This is a genomic window from Brevibacillus sp. BC25, from assembly GCF_000282075.1.
In the GTDB taxonomy this organism is placed as follows: Bacteria; Bacillota; Bacilli; order Brevibacillales; family Brevibacillaceae; genus Brevibacillus.
In genome coordinates this window covers 43,233-69,654 of sequence record NZ_AKIX01000110.1, presented here as the reverse complement: position 1 = coordinate 69,654, position 26,422 = coordinate 43,233, and the positions used below count along the sequence as shown (strand labels likewise).

Annotated in this window: 24 protein-coding genes and 1 pseudogene; 22 read left to right on the top strand and 3 right to left on the bottom strand. The window is 47.2% G+C overall.

Annotated features, from left to right (window positions below; genetic code table 11):
* Positions 1 to 7: 7 nt before the first annotated feature.
* On the top strand, positions 8 to 556 hold the full coding sequence (locus PMI05_RS24485; protein WP_007727700.1) for a sigma-70 family RNA polymerase sigma factor: 549 nt from the start codon (positions 8 to 10) through the stop codon (positions 554 to 556).
* Positions 526 to 1,530 (top strand): hypothetical protein, encoded by a 1,005-nt coding sequence (locus PMI05_RS24480; RefSeq protein WP_007727697.1) that lies wholly within the window; start codon positions 526 to 528, stop codon positions 1,528 to 1,530. The genes PMI05_RS24485 and PMI05_RS24480 overlap by 31 nt, the downstream gene beginning before the upstream one ends.
* 54 nt (positions 1,531 to 1,584) lie before the next feature.
* Here PMI05_RS24480 and PMI05_RS24475 read toward each other — a convergent pair whose 3' ends face one another.
* A complete protein-coding gene (locus PMI05_RS24475; protein WP_039961299.1) occupies positions 1,585 to 2,463 on the bottom strand; it encodes a GNAT family N-acetyltransferase in 879 nt (292 codons plus the stop codon).
* An 80-nt stretch (positions 2,464 to 2,543) separates the two neighbouring features.
* On the opposite strand from PMI05_RS24475, the gene PMI05_RS30805 reads away from it, so the two are divergent.
* The 7 genes and pseudogenes from PMI05_RS30805 (at position 2,544) to PMI05_RS24450 (ending at position 10,556) form a co-directional block, all read left to right on the top strand.
* On the top strand, positions 2,544 to 2,708 hold the full coding sequence (locus PMI05_RS30805; RefSeq protein WP_157230963.1) for a hypothetical protein: 165 nt from the start codon (positions 2,544 to 2,546) through the stop codon (positions 2,706 to 2,708).
* A 75-nt stretch (positions 2,709 to 2,783) separates the two neighbouring features.
* Entirely contained in the window at positions 2,784 to 4,601 is a 1,818-nt protein-coding gene (lepA, locus tag PMI05_RS24470; protein ID WP_007727695.1) for a translation elongation factor 4, read from the top strand.
* Between the two features lie 1,846 nt (positions 4,602 to 6,447).
* Complete coding sequence (locus PMI05_RS31690) at positions 6,448 to 6,582, top strand: hypothetical protein (protein ID WP_255344522.1); 135 nt, start codon at positions 6,448 to 6,450, stop codon at positions 6,580 to 6,582.
* Positions 6,583 to 6,954: 372 nt separating this feature from the next.
* Positions 6,955 to 7,580: pseudogene (locus PMI05_RS31460) on the top strand (virulence-associated E family protein).
* 213 nt (positions 7,581 to 7,793) lie between these two features.
* Positions 7,794 to 8,957 (top strand): DUF3800 domain-containing protein, encoded by a 1,164-nt coding sequence (locus PMI05_RS29660; RefSeq protein WP_007727688.1) that lies wholly within the window; start codon positions 7,794 to 7,796, stop codon positions 8,955 to 8,957.
* Positions 8,958 to 9,391: 434 nt separating this feature from the next.
* Positions 9,392 to 9,691, top strand: a complete 300-nt coding sequence (locus PMI05_RS31455) for a YolD-like family protein (protein WP_238543351.1) — start codon at positions 9,392 to 9,394, stop codon at positions 9,689 to 9,691.
* Positions 9,692 to 10,010: 319 nt separating this feature from the next.
* Positions 10,011 to 10,556 carry a hypothetical protein gene (locus PMI05_RS24450; RefSeq protein ID WP_007727684.1) on the top strand — a complete coding sequence of 182 codons (546 nt, stop codon included), beginning with the start codon at positions 10,011 to 10,013 and terminating at the stop codon, positions 10,554 to 10,556.
* An 851-nt stretch (positions 10,557 to 11,407) separates the two neighbouring features.
* On the opposite strand, the gene ycaC is transcribed toward PMI05_RS24450, so the two are convergent.
* Positions 11,408 to 12,040 (bottom strand): isochorismate family cysteine hydrolase YcaC, encoded by a 633-nt coding sequence (gene ycaC / locus PMI05_RS24445; protein WP_007727682.1) that lies wholly within the window; start codon positions 12,038 to 12,040, stop codon positions 11,408 to 11,410.
* A gap of 379 nt (positions 12,041 to 12,419) precedes the next feature.
* On the opposite strand from ycaC, the gene hemW reads away from it, so the two are divergent.
* From hemW to PMI05_RS24385, 12 genes are all read left to right on the top strand, one after another.
* Complete coding sequence (gene hemW / locus PMI05_RS24440; RefSeq protein WP_007727680.1) at positions 12,420 to 13,562, top strand: radical SAM family heme chaperone HemW; 1,143 nt, start codon at positions 12,420 to 12,422, stop codon at positions 13,560 to 13,562.
* Between the two features lie 153 nt (positions 13,563 to 13,715).
* Entirely contained in the window at positions 13,716 to 14,741 is a 1,026-nt protein-coding gene (hrcA, locus tag PMI05_RS24435) for a heat-inducible transcriptional repressor HrcA (RefSeq protein ID WP_007727679.1), read from the top strand.
* 58 nt (positions 14,742 to 14,799) lie between these two features.
* A complete protein-coding gene (grpE, locus tag PMI05_RS24430; RefSeq protein ID WP_007727676.1) occupies positions 14,800 to 15,342 on the top strand; it encodes a nucleotide exchange factor GrpE in 543 nt (180 codons plus the stop codon).
* 51 nt (positions 15,343 to 15,393) lie between these two features.
* On the top strand, positions 15,394 to 17,223 hold the full coding sequence (gene dnaK, locus PMI05_RS24425; protein ID WP_007727674.1) for a molecular chaperone DnaK: 1,830 nt from the start codon (positions 15,394 to 15,396) through the stop codon (positions 17,221 to 17,223).
* A 150-nt stretch (positions 17,224 to 17,373) separates the two neighbouring features.
* Complete coding sequence (gene dnaJ / locus PMI05_RS24420) at positions 17,374 to 18,501, top strand: molecular chaperone DnaJ (RefSeq protein ID WP_007727671.1); 1,128 nt, start codon at positions 17,374 to 17,376, stop codon at positions 18,499 to 18,501.
* Positions 18,502 to 18,600: 99 nt separating this feature from the next.
* Complete coding sequence (prmA, locus tag PMI05_RS24415) at positions 18,601 to 19,542, top strand: 50S ribosomal protein L11 methyltransferase (RefSeq protein ID WP_007727669.1); 942 nt, start codon at positions 18,601 to 18,603, stop codon at positions 19,540 to 19,542.
* Between the two features lie 18 nt (positions 19,543 to 19,560).
* The gene (locus PMI05_RS24410) at positions 19,561 to 20,319 is read left to right on the top strand and encodes a 16S rRNA (uracil(1498)-N(3))-methyltransferase (RefSeq protein WP_007727668.1); all 759 of its coding nucleotides are present in this window, start codon (positions 19,561 to 19,563) and stop codon (positions 20,317 to 20,319) included.
* 101 nt (positions 20,320 to 20,420) lie between these two features.
* Positions 20,421 to 21,779, top strand: coding sequence for a tRNA (N(6)-L-threonylcarbamoyladenosine(37)-C(2))-methylthiotransferase MtaB (gene mtaB / locus PMI05_RS24405; protein ID WP_007727667.1), 1,359 nt, complete (start codon positions 20,421 to 20,423; stop codon positions 21,777 to 21,779).
* A complete protein-coding gene (locus tag PMI05_RS24400; protein WP_007727666.1) occupies positions 21,776 to 22,204 on the top strand; it encodes an NUDIX hydrolase in 429 nt (142 codons plus the stop codon). The genes mtaB and PMI05_RS24400 overlap by 4 nt, the downstream gene beginning before the upstream one ends.
* Positions 22,205 to 22,208: 4 nt before the next feature.
* Complete coding sequence (deoC, locus tag PMI05_RS24395; RefSeq protein ID WP_007727663.1) at positions 22,209 to 22,874, top strand: deoxyribose-phosphate aldolase; 666 nt, start codon at positions 22,209 to 22,211, stop codon at positions 22,872 to 22,874.
* A gap of 101 nt (positions 22,875 to 22,975) precedes the next feature.
* Positions 22,976 to 23,371: a CidA/LrgA family protein gene (locus tag PMI05_RS24390; protein ID WP_007727662.1), complete on the top strand. Its 396-nt coding sequence runs from the start codon at positions 22,976 to 22,978 to the stop codon at positions 23,369 to 23,371.
* Positions 23,364 to 24,029 carry an LrgB family protein gene (locus tag PMI05_RS24385; RefSeq protein ID WP_007727660.1) on the top strand — a complete coding sequence of 222 codons (666 nt, stop codon included), beginning with the start codon at positions 23,364 to 23,366 and terminating at the stop codon, positions 24,027 to 24,029. Before PMI05_RS24390 ends, PMI05_RS24385 begins: the two co-directional genes overlap by 8 nt.
* Here PMI05_RS24385 and PMI05_RS24380 read toward each other — a convergent pair.
* Positions 23,995 to 24,978, bottom strand: coding sequence for a Na/Pi cotransporter family protein (locus tag PMI05_RS24380; RefSeq protein WP_007727658.1), 984 nt, complete (start codon positions 24,976 to 24,978; stop codon positions 23,995 to 23,997). The genes PMI05_RS24385 and PMI05_RS24380 overlap by 35 nt on opposite strands.
* An 89-nt stretch (positions 24,979 to 25,067) precedes the next feature.
* Between PMI05_RS24380 and PMI05_RS24375 the strand changes: the two genes are divergently transcribed.
* Positions 25,068 to 26,363: a class I SAM-dependent rRNA methyltransferase gene (locus PMI05_RS24375; RefSeq protein WP_007727656.1), complete on the top strand. Its 1,296-nt coding sequence runs from the start codon at positions 25,068 to 25,070 to the stop codon at positions 26,361 to 26,363.
* The last annotated feature ends 59 nt before the right edge of the window (positions 26,364 to 26,422 follow it).

The window sequence follows — 26,422 nt, the reverse complement described above, 5'->3', positions numbered from 1 at the left end:
CGCGCCCTTGGAAAAATTGCAGCCAACGACAGATGCTGCGTTTGAACAAATCATGAGGGAATATGGGACCCGCGTGCTTCGATTCGTCACTTTTCTGGTCAAAGATCGTAGCTTGGCAGAGGATATTACCCAAGATGTATTCGTTAAGGTGTATCGGCATCTTCCCCGCTTTCGGCAGGAGAGCAGTGTGCACACGTGGTTGTATCGAATCGCGGTTAATGAGTGCAAAGGTTATTTGCGTTCTTGGTCGTTTCGCCATATCCTTCCCCGCTCGTGGATTAGACAGGATGGGGAGCTTTCTACAGAAAGTCTTGTGCTCGATCAAGCCGAGAGGGACCAGCTCGTAACAGAAGTGTTGCAGCTTCCTTCGCTCTATCGTCAAGTGATTGTCCTTCATTACTATGCGGATTTATCCATCGGAGAGGTGGCGGATGTGCTTGGGGTAACGGAAGGAACAGTCAGAACCCGGTTGCATAGGGCCAGACAGCAGCTACGGCAGAGTATGGGAGAGGGGAGGGACTGGGAATGGACGAAAGCCGATGGCTCACGGACTTAAAGGAACGGGCAGATCAGACCATTTTTCGTGAGGTACAGTTCACTGCATCGATGGAAGAGCGAGTGCGGCAGAGGGTGAGGCACAGAACTGGGTGGATGACTGGCTGGAAGAAGCTAGCCTTGCCGGGCGTTGTGCTGACGATGGGCTTGCTATTGTGGTTCGGGCTCCCTATTCAGGAGGAGAGACAATCTGCACAGCATGAGGAGAGACCTTCACAACAAGAGACACAAGTACCCTCCTTGTTGCCAGGGGGCCAAATCGTCGAAGCGGATTTGTGGAAGTTATCGCCTTCTTTGTCTTCCACTTACGACAATCAGTCCTTTTCTTATTTGGGAGAAAAGCCTGTCCGCATCATGACAGATCAGGACGGTTTCTACGAAGGGCAGACGCAGCGCGTGATATGGCTGTTGAATGGGGACTATGCACAAAAAGTAGAGATCACTGCTTACAACACCGATGGGACCCGTCTGTCATTAGGCAGTTACGAGGTTATGGACCCGTTATACGATGCAGATGGTCATTTTCCATCAGGGATCGTGTTACCTGAACCGGGAAAATGGAAGCTGGAAGTAAGATCGGGAGGCAAACATCTCGGACAAGTTTTTGTCGAGGTAAAAAAAGGGATAGCACCTGCGAACCGTCAACTGGTTGGGCCTATCATTCAGCAGTATTTGGAGACGGAAAGCGTCAAGCTGGGATGGCTGGGAAAACATCGCGAGATTAACGTCGAGCTCCTCGGTGTGGAAGCGCCAGATGCTGCGAAGCGAACCGTATACGCATGGGTGAAAATAACGGGTAGCAATTCTTCTGCGCTCAGTGCACCGATGGCCTTTCAAATCGTCTACAATGGAAATGATTATCGGGTAACTGACTTCGAAATGCCCGAGGGTGGCAGCAACTACCAGAGCAGCCTGCAAAAACTATTTCCACCTAAAGTGCTGGAGCAAGTTCACAATCGATCAAAAACAAAGTAAGAATGACAAAACGGACCTTTGCCTAAAAGAAGGTCCGTTTTTTGCTTTTCATGTCTATCCGTATATTTGAGCACCTATCGCCCAGTACGTCCCAGCGCGGCGTGGCAGGCTTTCAGCATTCGCGATCATCACTGGCGGATGAGAAACCTGTGTGAAGCCGTTTTGCTCCAAATAAGTGTGAAACGCTGATTGCTCATCCGGTACGTCTATCCGCACACGTCCGGTATGATGTTGTGTCAGCTTGTACAGGATGTGTTCAGCCATGCTGGCATTTTCTGCGACGATCGGCCCGGCGATAAGATTGGCCGGGCCTTGAACGGCGAAGCCATATCCGATAACCTTGCCGGAGCGATTTTTAGCTACCAGACAGGTAGTAGCTTGTCTCATACGTGTCTCGAGAAAATGAGAGCGTCTGCTTCCTAGTGCTGCTTTGTCCAATTCAACCATGCTCGAGAGATCGTCCAACTCCATTGGTACAATTTTAAACTCATCATTAGCTTCGTTTTCCAGTGATGCTTCAGGCACAAAGCGTTCAGCTATAAACTTTCGAATATGATCCACTGTCTGGAACCCAAGGTTTTTGTACAATGGCTCTCCTTCTGGAGTTGCAATGAGCATGATCGTAGTATCGGTAGAAACAGACGTCATGCACGCCTGCATGAGTTGGCGGCCAAATCCTTTGCCTTGCGACGAGGGATGGACAATCACCATACCGATGCTCATAAGCTTGTCATCGTACGGGATGATAGCCGCACTTGAAAGTAGGGTGCCACTCGCATCTTTGTGACCGAATACGGTGCCGATAGACAGAATTGTGCGAATTTCCGATTCGTCGTAATCCCAGCCTACGGAATCAGATAAGGCAATGAGTCCGGGAATATCCGATATCGTTAAGGAATGCAAGCAAGAGTCAACGCTATTCACTTTGATCATTCTCCGTTTCTTTCTTTCTTTGTGTTCATAGGATCACTCCACGCGAACCCGTCATGATGAAATCGTGGGATGACATGCATATGAAAATGATTCAGCTCGTTGAAAGCACCGTCGTTTTGACAAATGGTAACTCCAACCACCCCATACTATTTACCACTTTAGCACAGGAAAAGTTTGGATACGAGAAAAAGGAGGCAAATGCCCGATTCTCTTTGGTTGCTCTTTATATCATCGGTTTGTTATAATTACTGTTAGTGTATTTTTTGCGAGGCGCAATCTGAACGTTTGAATGGATTCGCGTGGGAGGGAACGAACAACACATGGATCGTCGTGAAAGACAAAAAAGGATACGAAATTTTTCCATCATCGCCCACATTGACCATGGTAAGTCGACGCTGGCAGACCGCATTTTGGAGCTGACCGGTGCTTTGACTGCACGTGAGATGGAAGCCCAGTTTCTTGACACGATGGAGCTGGAAAAAGAGCGCGGGATTACGATTAAGCTGAATGCCGTGCGTTTGAACTATAAAGCAGATGACGGTGAGGAATACATTCTCCACCTGATTGACACCCCTGGACACGTCGACTTTACGTATGAAGTATCCCGCAGTTTGGCTGCCTGTGAAGGGGCTATCCTCGTCGTGGATGCGGCACAAGGGATCGAAGCGCAGACTTTGGCTAACGTGTATTTAGCGTTGGACAGCAACCTGGAGATCATTCCAGTTGTGAACAAGATCGACCTGCCGAGTGCAGAGCCTGAGCGCGTGAAGCAAGAGGTTGAAGACGTGATCGGTCTGGATGCCAGCGATGCGGTTCTGACTTCTGCCAAAGCGGGTATCGGGATTAAAGAAGTACTGGAAGCCGTTGTGCAAAAAGTACCTGCTCCAGAGGGAGACCCGGATGCACCTCTCCAAGCTTTGATTTTCGACTCCTATTTTGATGCGTATCGTGGCGTTATTGCCTCCATTCGTGTCATCAACGGAACCTTGAAAAAGGGTATGAAGATCAAGATGATGGCGACTGGCAAGTCGTTTGAGGTAACCGAAATTGGTACATCTACTCCACGCCAAACGCAAGTAGAAGAATTGACGGTTGGAGATGTAGGCTACGTAGCTGCTTCCATTAAAACAGTGGGAGACACCAGTGTGGGGGATACCATTACAGATGCAAGTCGCCCTGCTTCTGAGCCGCTACCTGGTTACCGCAAGATCAACCCGATGGTTTTCTGTGGTTTGTACCCAATCGAAACAAACGAGTACAACGATCTGCGCGATGCATTGGAAAAGCTCCAGCTAAACGATGCGTCCTTGCAGTTTGAGCCGGAGACTTCCCAAGCACTTGGCTTTGGTTTCCGTTGTGGTTTCTTGGGACTTCTGCACATGGAGATCATCCAGGAGCGGATCGAACGGGAATTCAACATTAATTTGATTACTACCGCGCCGAGCGTTATTTACCGCATTACCAAAACGAACGGCGAAGTATTCGAGATCGACAACCCGTCCAAAATGCCGGAAGCGCAAAAGATCGAAATGGTCGAGGAGCCTTACGTTACGGCGACAGTCATGGTGCCGAAAGAATACGTCGGTGATGTTATGCAGTTGTGCCAAGGTAAACGCGGTGAGTTTCTTGACATGCAGTATATGGGTGAGACCCGTGTGCAGCTGAAGTACGACATGCCTTTGTCGGAGATCGTTTACGATTTCTTTGACATGCTGAAGTCGGGGACAAAAGGCTACGCATCCTTTGACTACGAGCTAGCAGGGTACAAGGCTTCCAAGCTGGTGAAAATGGATATTCTCCTCAACAGCGAAGTGGTGGATGCTCTGTCGTTTATCGTACACAAAGACACGGCTTATCCTCGTGGAAAAGTCATCTGCGAAAAGCTGAAAGAACTGATTCCACGTCAGCAATTCGAGGTGCCGATTCAAGCGACCATCGGACAAAAGGTTGTCGCTCGTGAAACGATCAGTGCGTTGCGTAAAAACGTTCTTGCTAAATGTTACGGCGGGGACATCTCACGTAAGCGCAAGTTGCTCGAAAAGCAAAAAGAAGGAAAGAAGCGCATGAAGTCTGTCGGTTCCGTAGAGGTACCACAAGAGGCGTTTATGGCTGTATTGCGCATGGATGATAAGAAGTAGCAGCTCTCCTCCCACCAAAAAGCCACCAATGGGCGAAATGGTGGGGGATTTATTTTTTTTCATACATAAGTTACTCGAAGGTTAACGGCATGAAATGGGATATAAAATGCGACGACGCAGGCAGAATTTTCAAATCTGCTTCTGTCGTCTTTCTTTTAGGCATATTCCGTTCTGGTGACATGAAAACTCGACCTTGGGGAGGATCGAGTGATCACCAAGGATGTGGTGGTTGGGGATGATTGGTTACAGGTGGTATCGCTGGTGGATGTGGATTGATTGGGGGCAGTGGTACAGGAGTTGGGGGATGAGGGACTTCATTCGATGGCGGGAATTCTGGATTCGGTAAGTTACAATCTGGTGGACAGTTAGAACTAAGTTGGGAATCATTATTGGTTGGTGACAATCAGAACTACCTGACAATCGGGATTAAAAAGTGGCTGTAAAGACATATTTGGATAACTCCTTTCGACCTAATATTACTCATTTTTTAAAAATATTTCAATCTTCAATTAAGGAGTTGATGTGAAGTGAAATGTCAGCATTATTGTGACGAATTGCTGCGTTACAAAAAAATAAGCCGCCCATAATGGACGGCATAGCGTTTGGTGTTGCCCCTGAGTTTCTTATGTTAACCCGTGCTTCCAATTACACTAACTCTCCACAAGCCACCAGGGACAACAAGGTAATCAATGCGCTCATAAGCACCATTCCTTTCTTTGGTAAAAGAGAGAAGATGTTTGCAATTGAAGCTCCGAGCAAACCTGAATAAAAGTTTGCGAGGAACCAGTTGCTTTGCATTAGAGCCGCAAGGCAGGAGAGTGCTGGAATCGAACCAACGCCGGTGGCAACCTTGTACTAGTTAAATAATAAAACAGTTTCAAATAATTTGCAAGAAAGGGTGAACCTCCAATGCACGACATCGAACTTGATATATCATTCGGCAAGCATCGTGCGGACACGAATTGGAAGCCGGAATACCTGACGTGGGTAGAGTTCGTTGACCGTCTGCGAGAGGTGCGCCGGACGTCTGAGACGATGGCTCAGTACAACAAGATGCACAACATTGACCGTGGCAAGATTAAAGACGGGCCTGCTTTTGTGGGCGGGCTTGTCCGGGGCTGTCGTCGGAAAAAAGAGAACGTCGACACTCGCAGCCTGATACATTGGACGTCGATCATGCCAACGAGGACTTTCTGTTCACTATGGAGCTCGTGCTTGGTGGTTTAGCTTATGTTGTCTACTCCACACACAGCCACCGACCCAAAAAGCCAAAGTACCGTTTGATCGTGCAATGAGCCCGGACGAATACGCTGCCGTGAGTCGCAAGCTGGCAGAGCAAATTGGCTTAGCAGACTTCGACAAGACGACATTTGATGTCCACCGTTTGATGTATCTACCGTCGTGTTCCATAGATGCTGAACCAGTATTAGAAGTTTACGAGGGCGATCCTGTTAATGTAGATGCCGTGCTGGCTCAATACGACGATTGGTGTGATCACCACTCTGTGAAGATGATAAGGCACAGGGACAGACGGCAAAGCGGATGGAAGACCCGCGATCAAAGCAAGGCGTTATAGGGGCATTTTGCCGATGCTATTCGATCAGCGAGGCGATAGCAACCTTTCTGCCAGACGCATACGAACCAGCGGATGACAGCTTGTCTCGCTTTACCTTTGTTGGCTCCAGAGTTATAGTGGGCTGGTCGTATATGGCGAAGATACCTTTGCCATATACGACCAGCCCACCATGAAAGTGACCCGTGTAGTGGTCGAGAGATAAACGCTTTTGACCTTGTAAGGCTACACAAGTTCGGCAAGCTGGATGACAAGGCCAGTGAAAAAACCAATGTGAGTAAGCTTCCGAGTTTTACAGCTATGACCGTATTTGCCACACAGGATACGCAAGTGAAACGTGAGGGCTTGGCGGAGCTATCGGACGATTTTGCTGGAACAGAGGCAGAACGACAAGGAGCCGGAGGCTGATTGGATAGGAAAGCTGAAAACTCATGAGAAGACCGGACTTCTGTTGCCAACGGCCAAGAAAGCGGAGACATCATCCTGAGCCATGGCCCATTTAAAGGCGTGCTGGCATACTACGCTTTCGGTAATACGGAGGTCATCCGAAAGGCATTACCCTGGCGAGGACGGGAACGGCCATATGAAGACTATGAGCCATGGCTTGGTGCCGATGACCGTAGGCTTGAACACTGATTCGGCAAAACGTATGAAATCAAGTCAGGTACAACATTGAAAAATGCTTTTACGGAGGTGGCGCATATCAACCGTTTTCATCCGATTATCGAATATTTGGAGGCGTAGAAGTGGGACGGAGTATCGCGTCTTGACCGGATTTTTGTGGAGTACCTCGGGTCTGCTGATACGCCGTATGTGCGCGAAGTGACCCGCAAAATGATGATTGCAGCCGTTAAGCGCTTGTATGAACCTGGGTGCAAATTCGATTTTATGCTGGTTTTGGTTGGCCCCCAACGATTCGGTAAAGCACGATCATTCAAATCCTGGCGCTGCGCTGGTTCAGTGACTCATTGAAAACCTTTGACACCAAAGAGGCAGGAGAGCATCTACAGTCGGCATGGGTGTTTGAGTTCGGGGAATTGGCCGGAATGTACAAAACAGAGGTAGACGAGATCAAGCAGTTCATTACCAAGCGCAGCGATAAATACCGGGTTGCCTATGATCGTGTTATTGCGGATTTCCCGCGAAAGTGCGTGTTTTTCGGAACGACAAATAACTGGAACTTCTTGAAGGACCCGACCGGGAATAGACGCTTCTGGCCCGTTAACGTGGAGCCGGACAAGCGGACAAAAAGCGTCTTCGCCGATTTGACTGAGTATGAAATTGGCCAGATATGGGCGGAGGCTTTACAGGCATACAAATCTGGTGAGGAGCTGTCCTATCACCGGAGGTTGACCGCGAGGCTGGACGCATTCAAGGGCTTCACTTGGAGGATGACCCGCGTGTAGAACGGCGCATTTCGCAGCTTATGATTTGCGAGAAACCGCAGGCATCCTGAAATAATGAAGTAGGTTTTCTATAACCAGATTAAAGAAAGATAAATATTTATCAAGCAGTCTTTGTCAACAGCCCCCAATCATTAGTTTTTGTCTTTTCTTGTAGGAAAATAGTGCTATAATATGTAAAACTGTGTATTTACACCAGATTGGAGGCTGTGCCAGTTGACCAAAGAATCTACTCCAAATGATGTAACATTAGCGGAACCGATTGAACAAGAAGTTGAAGCGCACAGTGAAGACAACAAGGTAAGTGAACAGGAGAAGAAAAAGTTTGAAAAACGAGAAAAAGAAAGGAAACACCTTGTTTCGAAACTGGCACAAGGTAATATGGATCATCTTCTTACGCGGGTTGCTTCCGTATTAAACCATTACCAGGAAACTCGGAATTCAGATATCACTTTACAAACTCGGTACTGGGAAGTATTCCAGAGTGATATATACAACGGGTCAGTAATTGATCCAAAAGATATGTATAAGCTTGAGAGGCTCACATCAATTGCAAGAGCCCGAGCAAAAATCCAAAACGAATTCAAAATGTTCTTAGCTGACGAAGAAGTTCAAGTATCTCGTCGCAGTAGACAAGAAACAGAAAAAGAAATTCAATTAGCAACAAAACCGGAAATTCCGCTTATTTCAATGTACTGTGATGAAAGTGGAAAAACAGGCAATTTTGCTATTGTCGGAAGTCTTTGGGTTATCAATAAGGCAAGGCAAACACAAGTAAGGGACCATTTCTCAAAATGGAAAACCGAGAAAGGTCTTTCTGCAAAAGATGAATTTCATTTTACAGAAATGAAAAAGCATCAATTAGACTTGTATAAGGAGTTCTTCGATGAGGTGATAAAGAACTCTGACGCACTAGGCTTTAAAGCTGTTGTTGTAGATAAAACGAAAATAAAAAGACCGATTGATGAGATAATAATGGACTTGCATTACCAAGTTGTCCATCAAGGCATTGAACATGAAGTAAGTAATGGCCGTCTTGCTTTGCCGCGAATCGTAAACTTCTTCAAGGATGAAGAAGATGGTCAAGAAGCATTATATGAAACAAAACTAAAGCAACATTTGCATTCCCAGTTTCGATTGGCATTCGATGATCAGCTAACCCTTGACCTCTTTAACTCGGTTCCCTCATTCCAAAACGTATACATCCAGATGGCAGACCTGTACACTGGATGTATTTCACGGGTACTAAACCATCCAAAGCAAGGTGAGGGAAATCATAAAGACCACTTTGCAGAATACGTTTTAGAGTTATTGCGGCTGGATTTGGGAGCTAAGAATGATCAATCTCAAGACTTCGCAATGGTACATTTCTTCGAATAAATTGTATGATTCAGACCTGGCTTACGACAAGCCAGGTTTTTTTATTTGCACGTTGCTACTTCCTATATAAAACAGGAACAAATGTTCTGGTCTCAGAGGCGAACGAAGTGGTTTGGGAGATACAACGTGCTATAACATAACAGAAAAACATCCAAATCATTTACCTGGGTAGCCAGGGCCAAACAACGAAACAACTCTTGCTTACACTGGAGATTTTAGAGGATCGGCTGAAAGCTTATTGTTTAACCCGGAGAGCGCCAAGGGTTTTTGCCATCGAAAACATCATTGCTGTTGAACTGGTGGTGACCGAAGCGGGCTGTCTGATATCGAGCGAAAAATCTTGCGTGTAATCGCCAATTATTCGGCTGGTCGGCGCAGGACTCCAACTGTGGATGAATTGTGCATCCAAGACGGGACGGAATCGTGGAGGGATTATGACTGTGTTGGAGGTTCTAGCTAAAGAGGATTACATTGAAGGGCAGCGTTCTGAACCTGACACCATGGCCGTTCTTGAAGCATGGGAGAGAAAGGAGCCGGGTAGATGGCAAACAAGTCCGCTGTCAATGAGGTTTGTATTGCCGGAACAACGGGAATTGTATCTACAGATGAAAGAGGATGAGAAACTGATCTCTGTGCCAGATATAGAGCAGGATGAGTTGGAATCCTTTCATTATATTATCCGGGATTCCGCTCGAGAGGATTACGCAATTACAGTAACAGGGTGGGGCCTGTAAAAAGCGGGATCGGAAACACCTGTAGCATGTGGGTAGTAGTGGAATGGAGTGATCAGCAAGGCGGGCGGATTAAACTAGTAAATGATGAAGATAGCAAGTGGATTCTATTGATGGAATTACAAAAGTAAATGCATGAAGTAATTGAAAAAATCAGAATTTTATAATCATTTAATAGTGGTCGAAATTTGAATAAGACGCCTTATTAAATTACCAAACAAGCCACCCAATAGAATGAGAAAGAACTTATAATAGTTAAAAGTATCTATATTTACTATAACATTACAATTAAAAAGACTGATACATTCAATAGGGGGATAATGTGACCAATCAGAAAATAAAAAATGTAAACCAAGAAACCTTTAGAGAGTTAATCTCAAAGTACAGTGAAATGTACGACAGAAATCAGGAAGAATTTTGGGTTATGCGCGCACATTACATATATAAGAAAGAAACCAATTTTGAACTCGATATTTCATTTTTAATGAGTGGATTGTTGACCACAGTAAGTAATCTGGCAGGCTGGTTTGTTACTGCTACTATATTGGCATTTGGATGGTCTGTTAATGTTTCAAAAGACTATAAGATGATAAATGAAGCTTATAAACTTATAATGGACAACTCAGTAAGGATTGCTTTTTCTATTCTGATAATGGTAGGGATACTAACACTAATTGGATGGGGACTCTATAAGCGTGCCCCTCAAAGGAAATATGAAAAAGAAATTGGCCCCCATCTAGTAGCTTTTGACCAAGTGCTTGAGTTAAAAAAAGTACAGAAGAAAAACACGGAAGAGGTAGTAAAAAAAGATGAGCAAATTAGTCATGAAACAACATTAACTAGTGAACATAGTAAAGGCGCCAGTTAAGTGTGCCGGAGCTCGTTGCAAGTTGACGATTTGTTGACGAACTGTTGACCAAACTCGTCAACTTGCATACTGCTCGATATGGTTTCGATGTGGGTAGAGCGGAAACACCATGAGTACCGGAGCTGGTTCGGGCGGTTCGGGGGCAAGATACACTCTCAACAGTCACCTGTTGGTTTTTTATACCGTGTCCTTGTGACTGTTCGAGGCCGGTAGGAAGAGTGCGTCTACAATGTGCATCATTTAAAAACTGAATGTTAGGTAAGGCTTACGATTTTCTATACAGTGCAAAGCAGCAGGCGAACGGGCGTGCATAAACTGAACAGAGGGATTATAGCAGCAAACAACCCGCCTCATTTTTCTGGGCGGGTTGTTTTTATTCCTTCATTAATCTATCTATATATATATAGTATAGCTGAAAATATCTGTCCACCCTACAGCCACCGTTTCTGGTGGATAGATGACGGATTGACTCGATATGCAAAAATACACTATGATGTTGAAGCCTTCACAAATTCTTGTCACATCAACGTTTACAGAATACGCTTCGATTTGATACGATGCATTATGATGCGTTGGGTCAACAAGAAGCATTTATGGCTGTATTGCGCATGAATGATAAGAAGTAGCAGCTCCCCCCACCGTACTGCCACCACATTGGCAAAATGGTGGGGGATTTTTTTACCGTCATACCTAAGTCACTCAAAGGTTAACGGTATGAATTGGGATGTAGAATGCGACGATACAGGTAGAATTTTCAAATTTGCTTCTGTCGTCTTTCTTTTTGGTGGATGAGGGACGCAAGTAATAGCAAGGGGTACCGCCAATAATATGGAGGTACCCCTAAGTGGGTTCTATTTGACAAGTTCGTTCTGCGCTTGATAACTTTCGATTACATTTTGATAGCCGGGAAGGTGGGCAGCCAGTAAAGCACCAAAACCTTCGACGTCGTTGCGCCAATCCCGTTGTAGCTCGCACGCTACACTAAACCAGTTCATAAGCTGCGCGCCTGCATGTGCCATGCGCATTAACGAGGCTTCCGCTACCTGTTTGCTGAAAGTGCCAGAAGCGTCGGTGACGACAAATGCTTCATATCCTGCATGAAGAGCGGAAAGTGCGGGGAAGCTTACGCAGACATCGGTAACCACACCAGCAATGATAAGTTGCTTCTTGCCAGTTGCCTGGATCGCTTTTACAAAATCCTCATTATCCCACGCATTGATCTGTCCTGGACGAGCAATCTTAGACGCGTCTGGAAAGAGTTCGACGAGTTCCCTGATCAATGGACCGTTTGGACCACTCTCGAAGCTCGTGGTAAGAATGACAGGCAAATTGAAAAATTTCGCGGTCTTTGCTAAAGCCAGAACATTGTTCTTGAATTCATCAACCCCGTAATCACGCACAAGTCCAGAGATAAGGCCGGTTTGATGATCAATCAGAAGAACAGCAGCATCATTTTTAGAAATACGGGAATAGAGATCAGTCATTTAAGAATCCTCCTCAAAAACAAGTAACAACTCTAACATGTCTATTCGAAATGAAAAGTTTCATTCACGAATTTGAACAAACTGCTTAAAACGATAGATTTTGTTTTATTCCTGCGCTTCCCTATCATGTTTGACTCGATATAGAAAAATACACTATGATAATCAAGCTGTTACAAATGCTTGCTGTATCAATGTTTGCAGTCGATTCTCTCATTTACTGTGTTACAATAAAATAACGAGGTCGATCAAAGGCGTATATGGCTGTTTTACGCATGGATGATAAGAAGTAGGCCTGACCTTCTGTCAGGTCTTTTCTATTAAAGAGGTTGTCAAAAAGTCTTCTTTAGAACAACCCAATTTTATAAGGAGGGAAAGGGACATGATGCCACAATCGGTTTACATTCACATTCCCTTTTGTACGAATAAATGTTACTACTGTGACTTCAACTCATTTGTGACGAACAATCCGCAGCTCATTTGGGATTACTTAGACGCATTGAAAAACGAAATAGAGATCACCTTCAGCCAGCAGCCGATCGAGCAGGTGAAAACAATTTTTGTCGGCGGAGGGACGCCTACGTTTCTCGATCATGCCCAAATGCGCGCGTTTTTGGAAATAGTACAAAAGCAATTGGGCAAGTACTGGGCGGATGATATTGAGTTCTCGATGGAAGCCAATCCGGGAACGACAGACGTGGAAAAGCTGCGGATCATGCGTGAGATGGGTGTCAATCGTCTGAGCTTTGGTGTGCAGTCCTTTGATGACGCGCTCTTAAAACGACTTGGACGCATCCACGACCAGGAAGCCGTGTACCGCAGTATCGATAATGCGAAAAAAGTAGGCTTCGACAACTTCAGCATCGACCTGATGTTTGGATTGCCGGATCAGACACTGGACATTTTCCGCCAGACGTTGGACAAGGCCTTTGGGCTAGGCACCACCCATTTCTCCGCGTACAGTCTCAAGGTGGAGGAAAATACGTTGTTCCACACGCTCTACCAGAAGGATCAGTTGCCACTGCCATCTGAAGAGACAGAGCTTGAGATGTACATGGTATTAATAGAAGAGATGGAGCGTCACGGGTACAAGCAGTATGAAATCAGCAATTTTGCAAAACCGGACTTCGAGAGCAAACATAATAAAACCTATTGGCTCAATCGTGAATACTATGGATTGGGTGCAGGTGCCCATGGCTATGTGTGTGGCCACCGACACGTAAATGCTGGCCCGCTTGCGATTTACATGCAGAAGTGCAAGGAAGGGCTACCGCGTGTAGAACAATTCGAGGTACCGCGCGCGGATGCTATGGAGGAACAGATGATTTTGGGGCTGAGGTTGAGAGAAGGAGTTGACCTTTCGGCGTTTGCATCCCGTTTTGGCGCAACTGTTCATGATGTTTTTGGGACAATAATAGAAGAAGAGGTAGCCAAAGGAATGCTGGAAGAACAGGACGGGTTTTTGAAGCTGTCGAAACAAGGGCTTCCGCTCGGAAATGAGGTATTTGCGCGCTTTCTCCGTTAAGGATAAAGCAAAACTCGCGAAAAATGAGATTTTTTGTCTGGAGAACTAGCTCAAGTTCGTTGACAAATCCTTCTACTATTGATACCTTAGTATATAGATTTAGCACTCGATAAGCATGAGTGCTAACAATCCAACAGGAGGCGAGCGACATCCATGTTATCAGACCGTCAACAAATGATTTTAAACGCGATTGTCGATAATTACATTCATTCTGCCGAACCTGTTGGCTCCCGAACCATTTCCAAACGGGAGGACATCGGATTTTCTTCGGCAACGATACGCAACGAGATGTCTGACTTGGAAGAGCTAGGGTACTTAGAACAGCCACACACATCGGCGGGACGTGTTCCTTCTACAAAAGGATATCGCTTCTACGTTGATAACTTGATTCAGCCTCATCTTTTGGAGGATACTGAGTTGGGTAAACTAAAACAGTTGTTTGCCGAGCGTATTCTCCACGCAGAACAAGTGGTAGAGTACACTGCCCAAATTCTCTCTCAGCTGACAAACTACACGGCGATTGTCTTGGGTCCAGAGATTTTTGAGCATCGGTTAAAACATATTCAAATCGTTCCTCTCAATGCAGCACAGGCTGTCGCGATTGTGGTGACGCATACCGGACGAGTGGAGAACAAGCTGATCGATCTTCCAGAAGGCATTGGTGCCGGGGAAATCGAGAGACTCGTCAATCTGTTGAATGCAAAGCTGTCCGACGTGCCATTATGGCAGCTTCGGCAACGTCTTTATCACGAGATTTCCGGTGAAATGCAGCGTCATACGGAGCAGTATGAAGAAATTCTTCAGCTCCTCAACAACTCGCTGACACAAGAAGAAGAACGAGTATACTTACGCGGTGCGACCAAGATCATGAATCAGCCGGAATTCCGAGACGTAGATAAAGTCAAGGATATTCTCGAGCTATTAGAACAGCACGATCAATTGATGAATGTGATCGGCATGCAGGGTGATGGTCTCACGGTACGCATCGGACAGGAAAACCAGCTAGACGCGATTAAGCAATGCAGTATTATTACCACTTCTTATTCGCTTGGAGGCAAGCCAGTAGGAATGGTGGGGATACTTGGTCCGACACGAATGGAATACGGCAAGGTCATTACTGTGCTCAACCATTTGGCGGAAGGTCTATCGCGCATGCTGACTTCGCAGTTTGAGAAATAAATGGAGTGAATGGCTAAACAGTCTTTTGACTGGGGAAAGCCGTCAGGAGGTAGTGACGTTGAGCGAGGAAAAAGTAACGCAAGACCCAACTCTCGAAGAAGAACAAGTAGCACAGGATGCAGACCAAACGACTGCAACCGAAATGAACGGGGAGCAGGAAGCTGCTCACTGGAAGGCTCAGGCCGAAGAACATCAAAACCGCATGCTGCGTGCCATGGCTGATATGGATAACCTCCGCCGCCGTGTTCGCAAAGAGCAGGAAGATCTGGCTAAATACGCTTCTCTGAAAATCGTGGAAGAGCTTCTGCCAGTTCTCGATAACTTCGAGCGAGCACTTGCCGCTGACAAGGAATCCATGACAGTAGACTCTCTTTTGGAGGGTGTAAACATGGTATATCGTCAGATGGTCCAAGTTTTCGATAAAGAAGGCTTGACCACGATTGAGGCAAAAGGAAAACCATTTGATCCGCACATTCATCAGGCGGTAATGCAGACACAAGACCCTGAGTTTGATTCAGGTGTCGTTGTAAACGAGCTGCAAAAAGGATACATGTTCAAAGACCGCGTCGTTCGTCCGGCGATGGTTCAAGTAAACGAGTAAACCCAAAGTACTTAAAATCACTAGAAGTATAGTGTTAGGAGGACATTTTGTATGAGTCGCGTAATCGGAATTGACTTGGGAACAACCAACTCTTGTGTAGCAGTAATGGAAGGCGGAGAGCCTGTCGTTATTGCCAATGCGGAAGGAAACCGTACCACACCATCCGTAGTAGCATTTAAAAACGGAGAGCGCATCGTTGGGGAAGCGGCAAAACGCCAAGCCATCACGAATCCAGACAATACCGTAATCTCCATCAAGCGCCACATGGGTACTGCTCATAAAGAAACGCTTGAAGGCAATGCATACTCGCCTGAGCAGATTTCTGCTATGATTCTGCAAAAGTTGAAAGCAGACGCGGAAAGCTACCTTGGTCAACCTGTGACGCAGGCAGTGATTACGGTTCCAGCTTACTTCAATGACAGCCAACGCCAAGCAACAAAAGATGCTGGTAAAATTGCTGGTTTGGAAGTACTGCGTATCGTGAACGAACCAACCGCAGCTGCACTTGCATACGGTATGGAGAAAACAGAAGATCAAACTGTTCTCGTATTCGACTTGGGCGGCGGTACCTTTGACGTATCCATTCTCGAATTGTCCGATGGCTTCTTCGAAGTAAAAGCGACTTCCGGTGACAACAAACTGGGTGGAGACGACTTCGATGATGTTGTCATGAACTACCTGGTGAGCGAATTCAAAAAAGAGCATGGCATCGACCTGTCCAAGGATCGTATGGCACAACAACGTTTGAAAGACGCTGCTGAAAAAGCGAAGAAAGACCTGTCCGGTGTATTGACTACGACCATTTCTCTGCCGTTCATTACAGCTGATGCAACCGGTCCAAAGCACATGGAGATGAATCTGACTCGCGCAAAATTCGAAGAGATCTCCGCTGATTTGGTAGAGCGTACAATGGGACCAACTCGTCAAGCTCTGAAAGATGCTGGACTGACTCCTAGCGAACTGGATCGCGTGATTCTGGTCGGTGGTTCTACTCGTATCCCAGCGGTACAAGAAGCAATTAAGAAATTTACAGGTAAAGAACCACATAAAGGTGTAAACCCAGACGAAGTAGTAGCACTCGGGGCTGCTGTGCAAGCAGGCGTACTGACTGGTGATGTGAAAGACGTCGTACTTCTTGACGTAACTCCACTCTCCCTCGGTATCGAAACATTGGGTGGCGTATTCACCAAGTTGATCGATCGCAACACGACGATCCCAACAAGCAAATCCCAAGTGTTCTCTACAGCTGCTGACAACCAAACATCTGTAGAAATCCACGTTCTCCAAGGTGAGCGTCAAATGGCAAACGACAATAAATCTCTCGGTCGCTTCAACCTGTCAGATATCCCGCCAGCGCCACGCGGCATCCCGCAAATCGAAGTTTCCTTCGATATTGACGCGAACGGTATCGTAAACGTACGTGCAAAAGACTTGGGTACCGGAAAAGAACAACGCATCACGATCACTTCCAACTCGGGTCTGTCCGACGATGATATTGATCGCATGGTAAAAGATGCTGAGTTGAATGCAGAAGCGGACAAACAACGCAAAGAGCAAGTAGAAGTTCGCAACGAAGCTGACCAACTCGTATTCACGACTGAGAAAACACTGAAAGAAGTAGAAGGCAAGGTCGACCAAGCTGAAATCGACCGCGCTAACGCTGCGAAAGATAAAGTGAAAGCTGCTCTGGAAGGCGGCAACATCGAAGAGATCAAGACAGCGAAAGATGAACTGTCCGAGATCATCCAACAAATTTCGGTGAAGCTCTATGAGCAGGCTGCTCAAGCGCAAGCAGCTCAAGGCGGCGGCGCTGAAGGCCAAGAGCCGAAGAAAGACAATGTTGTTGATGCTGACTACGAAGTGGTAGACGATAAAAAGTAACACGCTGGAACTGTGAGGGGAGAGATTTCTTCCCTCACTTCCCACGATGTGACCCATGAAAGTCAAAGTCACGGAATGCTGACTTTGACTTTTTTTCAAGTCTGTCACATGCTATGATAACAGTTGACTGTCATGGGAGTGATATAGGAGATGAAACGTGATTTATACGAGGTTCTTGGCGTAGCAAAGGAAGCGGACGCTGATGAAATCAAAAAAGCGTATCGCAAGCTGGCACGTCAGTACCATCCCGATGTAAATAAAGAGGCTGACGCGGAAGAAAAGTTCAAAGAAGTAAAGGATGCGTACGACATCCTGTCCGAGCCACAAAAGCGTGCGCAATATGACCGTTTCGGTCACCAAGACCCGAATCAGGGCTTCGGTGGCGGAGGTTTTGATGGATCAGGCATGGGCGGCTTCGGAGATATTTTTGATATGTTCTTCGGTGGTGGCGGCAGACGTTCGAATCCAAATGCACCGCGCAAAGGATCTGACCTGCAATTTGGCCTCAGCATTGACTTTATCGACGCGATTTTTGGAAAAGAAACCGACGTGGAAATTCCAAAAGAAGCAGAATGCGATACGTGCCTTGGTTCTGGTGCGAAGCCTGGTTCCGGTGTAGATACATGTAAGACTTGTAGTGGTACAGGACAACAAGAAGTGGTGGCGAACACACCATTCGGTCGAATCGTCAATCGCCGTGTCTGCTCGACTTGCGAAGGCAAAGGGAAAGTTGTCAAAGAAAAATGTTCAACTTGCCGAGGCAGTGGACGTGTCAAAATACGCCGCAAAATTCATCTCAACATCCCAGCGGGTGTGGACGATGGAGCACAATTGCGCGTAACAGGCGAGGGAGAACCGGGCGCAAACGGTGGACCTTCTGGAGATTTGTACGTCGTATTGCGTGTGAAGAGTCATGAGTTTTTCGAGCGTGAAGGAAATGATATTTACTGTGAGGTTCCGCTTACTTACGCACAGGCAGCACTTGGAGATGAGATCGAAGTGCCGACTGTCGATGGTCGCGTGAAGTTGAAGATCCCGGCGGGTACCCAAACAGAAACATTCTTCCGTTTGCGTGGAAAAGGTGTTCCGCATTTGCGTGGAAACGGCCGTGGCGATCAGCATGTGAAAGTGCGCGTCATTACGCCGACCAAGCTGAGCGATAAACAAAAGGAATTGTTGCGTGAGCTCGCCGAGCTGTCTGGAGAAAAGCCAGGACAGCATGGGGGAGAAGACGAAAGCTTTTTCGAAAAAATGAAACGGGCATTCCGCGGCGAGTAATCCGTCGCGGTTTTGTCCGCTTTTTGCCTAAAGTTTCATGTAGCGAAGTCGATTAAATGAAAAGCCCGATTGGGAGCTTATGTGGGGAGTGGTAGATTCGTGAAATGGTCAGAAATCAGTATCCATACTACAGCGGAGGCTACGGAGGCGGTGTCAAGCCTCTTGTATGAGTTGGGTGCCAATGGTGTCGTAATTGAAGACCCGGAGGTGCTATATCGTGAGTGGGATACCCCCTTTGGCGAAATCTACCAGCTTTCTCCTGATGATTTTCCGGCCGAGGGCGTATTCGTTAAAGCATACCTGCCGGTTGACAGCAGCGAGCTGCTTGACGTTGTAGAAGAACTGAAAGAGCAATTGGCGCAGTTGATCGAGTACGGTCTGGATATCGGCAAGGCATCGATTGCTGTAAACGATGTCCACGAAGATGAATGGGCCCACGCCTGGAAAAAATATTACAAACCGGTTCATGTGTCTGATCGCATGACGATTAAGCCAGTATGGGAAGAGTACGAGCCGAAGCATCCAGATGAGATCATTATCGAGATGGACCCAGGCATGGCGTTTGGAACAGGTACACATCCGACAACCATCCTTTGTCTGCGTGCACTCGAGAAGTATATGGCAAAAGGCGATCAAGTGTATGATGTTGGGACAGGCACAGCTATTTTGAGTATTGCTGCTATCAAGCTCGGAGCAAAAGATGTGCTAGCGATGGACTTGGATGAAGTAGCCGTACGCTCTGCACAGGCCAATACCGAATTGAATGGTGTGCATGAGCATATCAACGTAAGACAAAACAACTTACTAGACGGCATCGAGGAGCAGGTGGAAGTGGTCGTGGCTAACATTTTGGCAGAAGTCATCGTACGTTTCACCGACGATGTATTCCGCGTGTTGAAGCCAGGTGGCACCTTTATCTCATCAGGTATTATTGCTGCACGTGAAGCGGATGTGAAAGCGGCGTTGGCGGCTTCAGGTCTTGAGGTCGTGGAAACCATTTTCATCGATGACTGGGTAGCAATTGTAGCAAAAAAACGATAGAATAGTGGGGTTGGCGAGATGCAACGATATTTTGTCGAGCCACATTCCTTTACTGAGAATGAGCTAACGATTGTCGGAGACGATGTACACCATATCGTAAATGTAATGCGTGCTCGGGAAGGCGAAGAAATCATCGTTTCTGATGGAGCGGGCAAGTCGGCACGGGCCAAGCTTGTCTATCTTTCTGCCAAGGAAGTACGGGCAGAAGTAATGGAAATGCTTCAAGAAGAACGAGAGCTGCCGATTCGAGTCACAATTGGTCAGGGGCTTCCAAAAGGCGAGAAGCTGGAGTGGATTTTGCAAAAGGGGACGGAACTTGGGGCGTACTCTTTTTTCCCGTTTTCTTCTGAGCGAACCATTGTAAAGCTAGACGCCAAAAAAGAAGCGAAAAAACTGGAGCGTTGGCGCAAAATTGTCAAGGAGGCTGCTGAACAGTCTCATCGTGCTGTTTTGCCAGAGCTTTTATCTCCTGTTTCATTTCGTGAGATACTTCAAGCTGGCCAGTCGTATACGTATTGCGCAATTGCCTATGAAAAAGAAGGCAGTACGACGATTCATCCAGTGTTAGAAGAGATGACTGCGGGCGATTCACTTCTCGTCCTTGTTGGACCGGAGGGAGGCTTCTCTCCTGAGGAAGTGGCCCAAGCAGAGAGCAAAGGGTTCCTGACGGTTTCCCTCGGCCCGCGCATTTTGCGCACGGAAACGGCAAGCCAGTATGTTTTGGCCTGTGCTTCCTATCAGTTTGAACGAAAGGCTTCATCACTTCGCAAAGGATGAGCAGGAACGAAACGGTCATGACCGTTTCGTTGACCGCAAGCGGTCACATCCACTTTTATGAAAAACGTCGAGACGTTTTTCACGGAAAAGGAGGAATGGCAATGTCTACCGTTGCTTTTCATACATTGGGCTGTAAAGTAAACAGCTATGAAACAGAGGCCATCTGGCAATTGTTCAAGGCAGACGGCTACGAGAGAGTTGACTTTGAACAAGATGAAGCAGATGTTTACGTCATTAATACTTGTACGGTTACGAACACGGGAGATAAGAAGAGCCGCCAAGTGATTCGTCGTGCGATTCGCCGCAATCCAGAGGCGATCGTAGCCGTAACTGGCTGCTATGCGCAAACCTCTCCAAGTGAGATTGCGCAAATTCCCGGTGTAGATATCGTAGTTGGTACACAAGGGCGCGAGAAGCTGATCGAGTACGTGGATCAAATTCGTGCAGAACGCACACCGATCAACGCAGTAGGCAACATTATGAAAGCTCGCGAATTCGAAGAGCTGGATGTTCCTAACTTTACGGATCGCACACGTGCTTCCCTCAAGATTCAAGAGGGCTGCAACAACTTTTGTACGTTTTGTATTATTCCTTGGGCGCGCGGTCTGATGCGTTCCCGCAAACCGGAAAGCGTTGTTGAACAGGCTCAAAAGCTGGTGGAAGCAGGCTATCTGGAAATCGTTTTGACTGGGATTCATACGGGTGGATACGGCGAGGATCTGGAAGAATACAATTTGGCCAAGCTGTTAATTGACCTTCATCAAGTGGAAGGCCTCAAGCGCATCCGCATCAGTTCGATCGAAGCGAGCCAAATCACCGATGAAGTGATCGAGGTCATCAATAACTCCGATCGTGTCGTGCGCCATCTGCATGTACCGCTGCAAGCGGGAGATGACGAAGTGTTGAAACGCATGCGCCGCAAGTATACGACTGCTGAGTTTTACGAAAGAATGGTCAAAGTACGCGAAGCATTGCCAGGAGCAGCGATTACAACAGACGTCATCGTAGGCTTCCCGGGTGAGACCGAAGAGCAATTCTGGAACGGATACGAGTTTATGAAGAAAATCGGTTTTGCCGAGATGCACGTATTCCCGTACTCCATGCGTACAGGTACGCCAGCAGCGCGTATGACGGATCAAATTCCTGATGAGGAAAAGAACGAGCGCGTAGCGAAGCTTCTGGAGCTCAATCAGGAATTGACCTTGGCATACTCCAAGAAATTCGTAGGGGATGTACTGGAAGTCATTCCGGAGCGTCCATATAAAGAAGCACCTGATAGCGGACTTCTGATGGGCTATTCGGACAACTACCTGAACGTCGTCTTCCCTGGCGATGAGAGCATGATCGGCAAGATTTGCAAGGTCAGACTGGATGAACCAGGCTCGGAATACTGCAAAGGGACTTTTGTTCGCGTAGTGGAAACAGAGGCGCTACCTTACCTGAGGGAGCGAGCTATATGAGGGAGATATCGGCAGGAGGCGTTGTATACCAGAAGCAAGACACAGAGTACATGCTCCTATTGATTGAAGACCGCTATGGCAAAGTAACTCTCGCAAAAGGGAAGCAGGAGATGGGCGAGACCATCGAAGAAACGGCTCTGCGCGAAGTTTTGGAAGAAACAGGCGTAGCAGGACGATTGGGGTCCAAGCTCGACATGATCACCTACGTGTATACGCATCCGGTGTCGGGTGAATCCATCGACAAAGAAGTCCATTATTATTTGGTGGAAGCTTACAACACAGAGATCACCGTACAGCTAGAAGAAATCAATGATGTTCATTGGCATCCAGCAAAGGAAGCTTGGGATTTGCAACTGCAACGAGGCTACCGTAACAATGACAGCATTTTTCGCCTTGCATTCGAACAATTAGGGATAGAGGTGTAGTTCTATGAACATGAACAAATATATCGACCACACACTGTTGAAGCCTGATGCTACACAAGAGATGATTGACAAGCTGTGCCAAGAAGCAAGAGAGCACGATTTCATGTCTGTATGCGTAAACCCTTATTGGGTAAAACGCTCTGCTGAACTCTTGGCAGGCTCTGATGTGAAAGTGTGCACGGTTATCGGATTCCCTCTGGGAGCGAGCACTATCGAGTCCAAAGCAGCCGAAACCCGCGATGCGATTGCAAACGGAGCGACTGAGGTAGATATGGTACTGAACGTAGGTGCCCTGAAATCCGGCGATCTGGAAACAGTCAAAAAAGACATCGCTGCTGTGAAGCAAGCTGCTGGCGATATTCTCTTGAAGGTGATTCTGGAAACTTGCCTTTTGACCGAAGAAGAAAAAGTAGTCGCGTGCAAGCTCTCCGTAGAGGCTGGTGCTGATTACGTAAAAACCTCCACAGGATTTTCAACAGGTGGAGCAACGGTTGAAGATATCGCCCTGATGCGTAAAACCGTAGGACCAAATGTAGGCGTAAAAGCGTCCGGTGGCGTTCGTGACGGCGAAACAGCGGTTGCGATGATCGAAGCAGGCGCGAGCCGTGTCGGTACGAGCTCCGGTGTTTCCATTGTAACTGGTGCAAAAACAACAGGCAGCGGATACTAATACGAAAGAAAAGCCTGGCCGAGGAAAGGCCGGGCTTTTTCCGTCCTGCATGCTGATGTTCCTATAGAGAGAGGATAGGGAGCGGGGAGGAGATTAGCAAAATGAAATTTGTTAAAGGAATCGTCATCCTGCTGGCTTTTTATGGGGTAGGCGTAGCTGCGAGCAAATGGCTGCATATTCCCCTGCCTGGTAACCTGGTGGGAATGCTGCTGTTAACACTGGGACTGTGTATGGGATGGATACGAATGGATTGGGTGGAACAAGCGGGTACTTTTCTGATCCGACACATGTTGCTCTTTTTCGTACCGATCATTGTCGGAGTTGCTTCCTATTTAAACGTATTCACGCAAAATCCATTGCCAATCATACTATCGATGGTTCTCGGTCCATTGCTAGTCATGCTTGTGACTGGTGTGGTTGTGCAATGGTATTTGAAGCATCATAAACAAAAATCAGAATCGTCCTTGCAGCAAGAAGGGAGGACTCTGGATGCTTAGTCAATTTTTCGCCATTTTGGTATCGATAGCAGGGTACAAAGGTGCAACAATGATCAACGCTCGATTCCAACGGTTGCAGCCTCTTTTGGTGGCTGTGATCTTGGTCTGGACCATGTGGTGGGCGTTTAGCGGCGATTGGGAGGCATTTGCTGCCGGAGGCCAGTGGATTTCCTTTTGGCTCGGGCCAGCAACGGTTGCACTCGCTATTCCACTAGCTAAACAGATCAAGGAATTTGCTCATATTTGGCGCGGTGTGTTGCTTGGTGTATGTGCAGGCTGTGCAGTTGCGATTTTCGTCGTTATCGGGGTTCATTGGTTTCTGGGTTCAGATGAGCTCGTATACAAAAGCATGCTTAGCAAATCCGTGACCACCCCGATTGCGTTAGAGCTGAGCCGTTCCATAGGTGGGGAACCTGCACTTGCAGCCTTTTTTACCGCATTGACAGGGATGGTTGGTGTCATGATTGCCCGTCCTGTTCTCAAATGGGGTAGGATCACAGATGATTGGGCAATCGGGATCGCTATCGGTACGAGTGCACACGCCATTGGTACGGCTAGCTTGAACCGCGTTTCTCCTGTTCAAACGGCAGCGTCCAGCGTCGCAATGATCGTGGCAGGAGTCATTACTTCAATCTACTTGATACCATTTTCTTTCTAAAGGTGAGGTCAGTAGGACGACGCTTATCAGGGATTAGCCATTGAATAAACCGAGCAATCTGCGGAACGAATGGCAGTGCGACCAACGAGCAGACGAGATTGAAGATAGTCTGTGAATGGGCGATTTGCATAGAAGGACTATCCGTTAAAAATGCACTGACGAGGGCAAGCTGGGAAAGAAACGGTAAAAAAACAATCGCGCCTGCGACGTTAAAGAGCGTATGGCACCATGCGACCTGCTTGGATGCCGTATTCGTGCCAATAGCAGCGATGACAGCGGTAAAGCAAGTCCCGACGTTCGCTCCCAATACGATGGCGAGTGCCGTTTCCATCGAAAGAATTTGATGACTGAGCAGGCCCATCGTGATCACGGTCGTAGCGGAACCGCTATGGATGAGAGCGGTGAAAATGATCCCGGTAATCAAACCGATCCAGATCGAATGGCTGCTCTCCAGAAAAAGCGAACGAAACGTCTCAGACTGCTCCAAAGGCTTCGCCATGACTTTCAATGTATCGATTCCTAGGAAGATCAGTCCGAAGCCGGCGACGATAAGACCAATGCAACGAATGTTTCGGCGCGGCATCAGCCATAGTGCGACTCCAATGAGAAGCATGGGGATGGCAAAGGACTCGAGCTTTAGCGCAACCAGCTCCGTTGTCACTGTCGTGCCCAGATTGGTTCCCAAAATGATGCCGACGGTTTGTGTGAACTGGATGATGCCTGCGTTCGTCAGCCCGATCGTCAGGACGGTTACCGCACTGGAGCTTTGCAAGATAAAAGTAGCGAAGAGACCAATCCAGAAGCTATGGAGCGGGGTACGAGTAAAGCGCCCCATCCATTCTTCCATTTTTTTGCCGGCGAGGTTTTGAAAGCCGGAGCGCATGGCGTACATACCGAAAAGAAAAAAAGTGAGCCCAAAGGTAAAAGGGGCGAGGATGGAGACTATCACAAGATACGTTCCTCCCTGTCCATTTTTAGCAAGTTACTATAACGCTATGCCTGTACAAGGGCAAGCATGACAAGAGGAGGAATAGCTGCATGGCACGTGTGCTATTGAATCAACATCGGAAAAAGCGGTTAGAAGTAGGCCATCCGTGGATTTTTCAATCAGAGGTATTAGAAATTCAAGGGGATGTAGAACCAGGTGAAATCGTCGAGGTCACCAATCACAAAGGACATTTTTTGGCAAAGGGCTACATCAACCCTGCTTCACAAATGATCGTGCGCATTTTGAGCTACGACCAAAAGGAAGAGATCGACTATGACTTCTTCTTGCGCAAAATCAAGCAGGCGGCAGAATTCCGGACGAGATTTGTGGACAACCCACGGGCTTGCCGTGTCATTTACGGGGAAGCCGATTTTTTGCCAGGACTCATCGTCGACCGCTACGAAGACACATTGGTTGTCCAAGTCCTCTCATTGGGGATGGAGAAGCGAATCGATTGGATTCGAGATGCACTGGTAGAGGTATTTGCACCGACTGGTATTTATTTGCGCAATGATGTACATGTCCGTGAACTGGAAGGTCTGACACAGGGAAAAGAAGTCCTGTACGGAGAGTGTCCGCGTGAAGTATTGATCGAAGAAAACGGATTGAAATACTATGTGGATATCGTAGAGGGGCAAAAGACCGGCTTTTTCTATGATCAGCGGGAAAATCGTGCTTCCATCGCGCCATTGATGAAAGGCTGGGGTGAAAAGCACGGCATTTCCCTGTCGAGCATGGAAGTAGACGGTGAGACAAAGCAGGTGCCAGTAGACAAGCGTGGTAAAGCGGTTAAAAATCCGTTTTGGGATGGCGCTGAGGTATTGGAATGCTTTACACACACTGGTTCCTTTACCCTGAATGCTTGCAAGCACGGTGCGAAAAAAGTGACAGCCCTCGATATTTCCGACCACGCTATCGAAACAGCGAAGCGAAACATTACACTCAATGGCTTCTTGCATCGTGTTGATTTTGTGGTGGCCAATGCGTTTGATTACTTGCGTGAAAATGTCGAGGCAGGCAAGAGCTGGGATGTGGTCATTCTTGACCCACCAGCGTTTGCGAAATCGCGTGGGGCAGTGAAAGGCGCTTGCCGCGGTTACAAAGACATTAACTTAAACGGGATGAAGCTCGTTCGTCCAGGCGGATTTCTCGTTACAGCGTCTTGCTCGTACCATATGTCACCTGAGCTGTTCCTGCAAACGATTCAAGAGGCAGCGGTCGATGCGAAAAAAATTCTACGCCTGATTGAATGGCGAGGCGCGGGCAAGGATCATCCACAAATCAGTGGGGCTGATGAGGCTCATTACTTGAAATTTGCCATCTTTGAAGTAAGAGATCGTCGATAGAGAAAAAGAAAAACAGCGTCCGTTTTAATAGGGCGCTGTTTTTCTTTTGGCTTCAGTCT

Coding starts and splice junctions, on each gene's coding strand:
- PMI05_RS24480 (WP_007727697.1), top strand. CDS start 526: ATGGACGAAAGCCGATGGCTCACGGACTTAAAGGAACGGGCAGATCAG.
- PMI05_RS24475 (WP_039961299.1), bottom strand. CDS start 2,463: ATGATCAAAGTGAATAGCGTTGACTCTTGCTTGCATTCCTTAACGATA.
- PMI05_RS30805 (WP_157230963.1), top strand. CDS start 2,544: ATGAAAATGATTCAGCTCGTTGAAAGCACCGTCGTTTTGACAAATGGT.
- lepA (WP_007727695.1), top strand. CDS start 2,784: ATGGATCGTCGTGAAAGACAAAAAAGGATACGAAATTTTTCCATCATC.
- PMI05_RS31455 (WP_238543351.1), top strand. CDS start 9,392: ATGACTGTGTTGGAGGTTCTAGCTAAAGAGGATTACATTGAAGGGCAG.
- ycaC (WP_007727682.1), bottom strand. CDS start 12,040: ATGACTGATCTCTATTCCCGTATTTCTAAAAATGATGCTGCTGTTCTT.
- hemW (WP_007727680.1), top strand. CDS start 12,420: ATGATGCCACAATCGGTTTACATTCACATTCCCTTTTGTACGAATAAA.
- hrcA (WP_007727679.1), top strand. CDS start 13,716: ATGTTATCAGACCGTCAACAAATGATTTTAAACGCGATTGTCGATAAT.
- dnaK (WP_007727674.1), top strand. CDS start 15,394: ATGAGTCGCGTAATCGGAATTGACTTGGGAACAACCAACTCTTGTGTA.
- dnaJ (WP_007727671.1), top strand. CDS start 17,374: ATGAAACGTGATTTATACGAGGTTCTTGGCGTAGCAAAGGAAGCGGAC.
- PMI05_RS24410 (WP_007727668.1), top strand. CDS start 19,561: ATGCAACGATATTTTGTCGAGCCACATTCCTTTACTGAGAATGAGCTA.
- mtaB (WP_007727667.1), top strand. CDS start 20,421: ATGTCTACCGTTGCTTTTCATACATTGGGCTGTAAAGTAAACAGCTAT.
- PMI05_RS24400 (WP_007727666.1), top strand. CDS start 21,776: ATGAGGGAGATATCGGCAGGAGGCGTTGTATACCAGAAGCAAGACACA.
- deoC (WP_007727663.1), top strand. CDS start 22,209: ATGAACATGAACAAATATATCGACCACACACTGTTGAAGCCTGATGCT.
- PMI05_RS24390 (WP_007727662.1), top strand. CDS start 22,976: ATGAAATTTGTTAAAGGAATCGTCATCCTGCTGGCTTTTTATGGGGTA.
- PMI05_RS24385 (WP_007727660.1), top strand. CDS start 23,364: ATGCTTAGTCAATTTTTCGCCATTTTGGTATCGATAGCAGGGTACAAA.
- PMI05_RS24375 (WP_007727656.1), top strand. CDS start 25,068: ATGGCACGTGTGCTATTGAATCAACATCGGAAAAAGCGGTTAGAAGTA.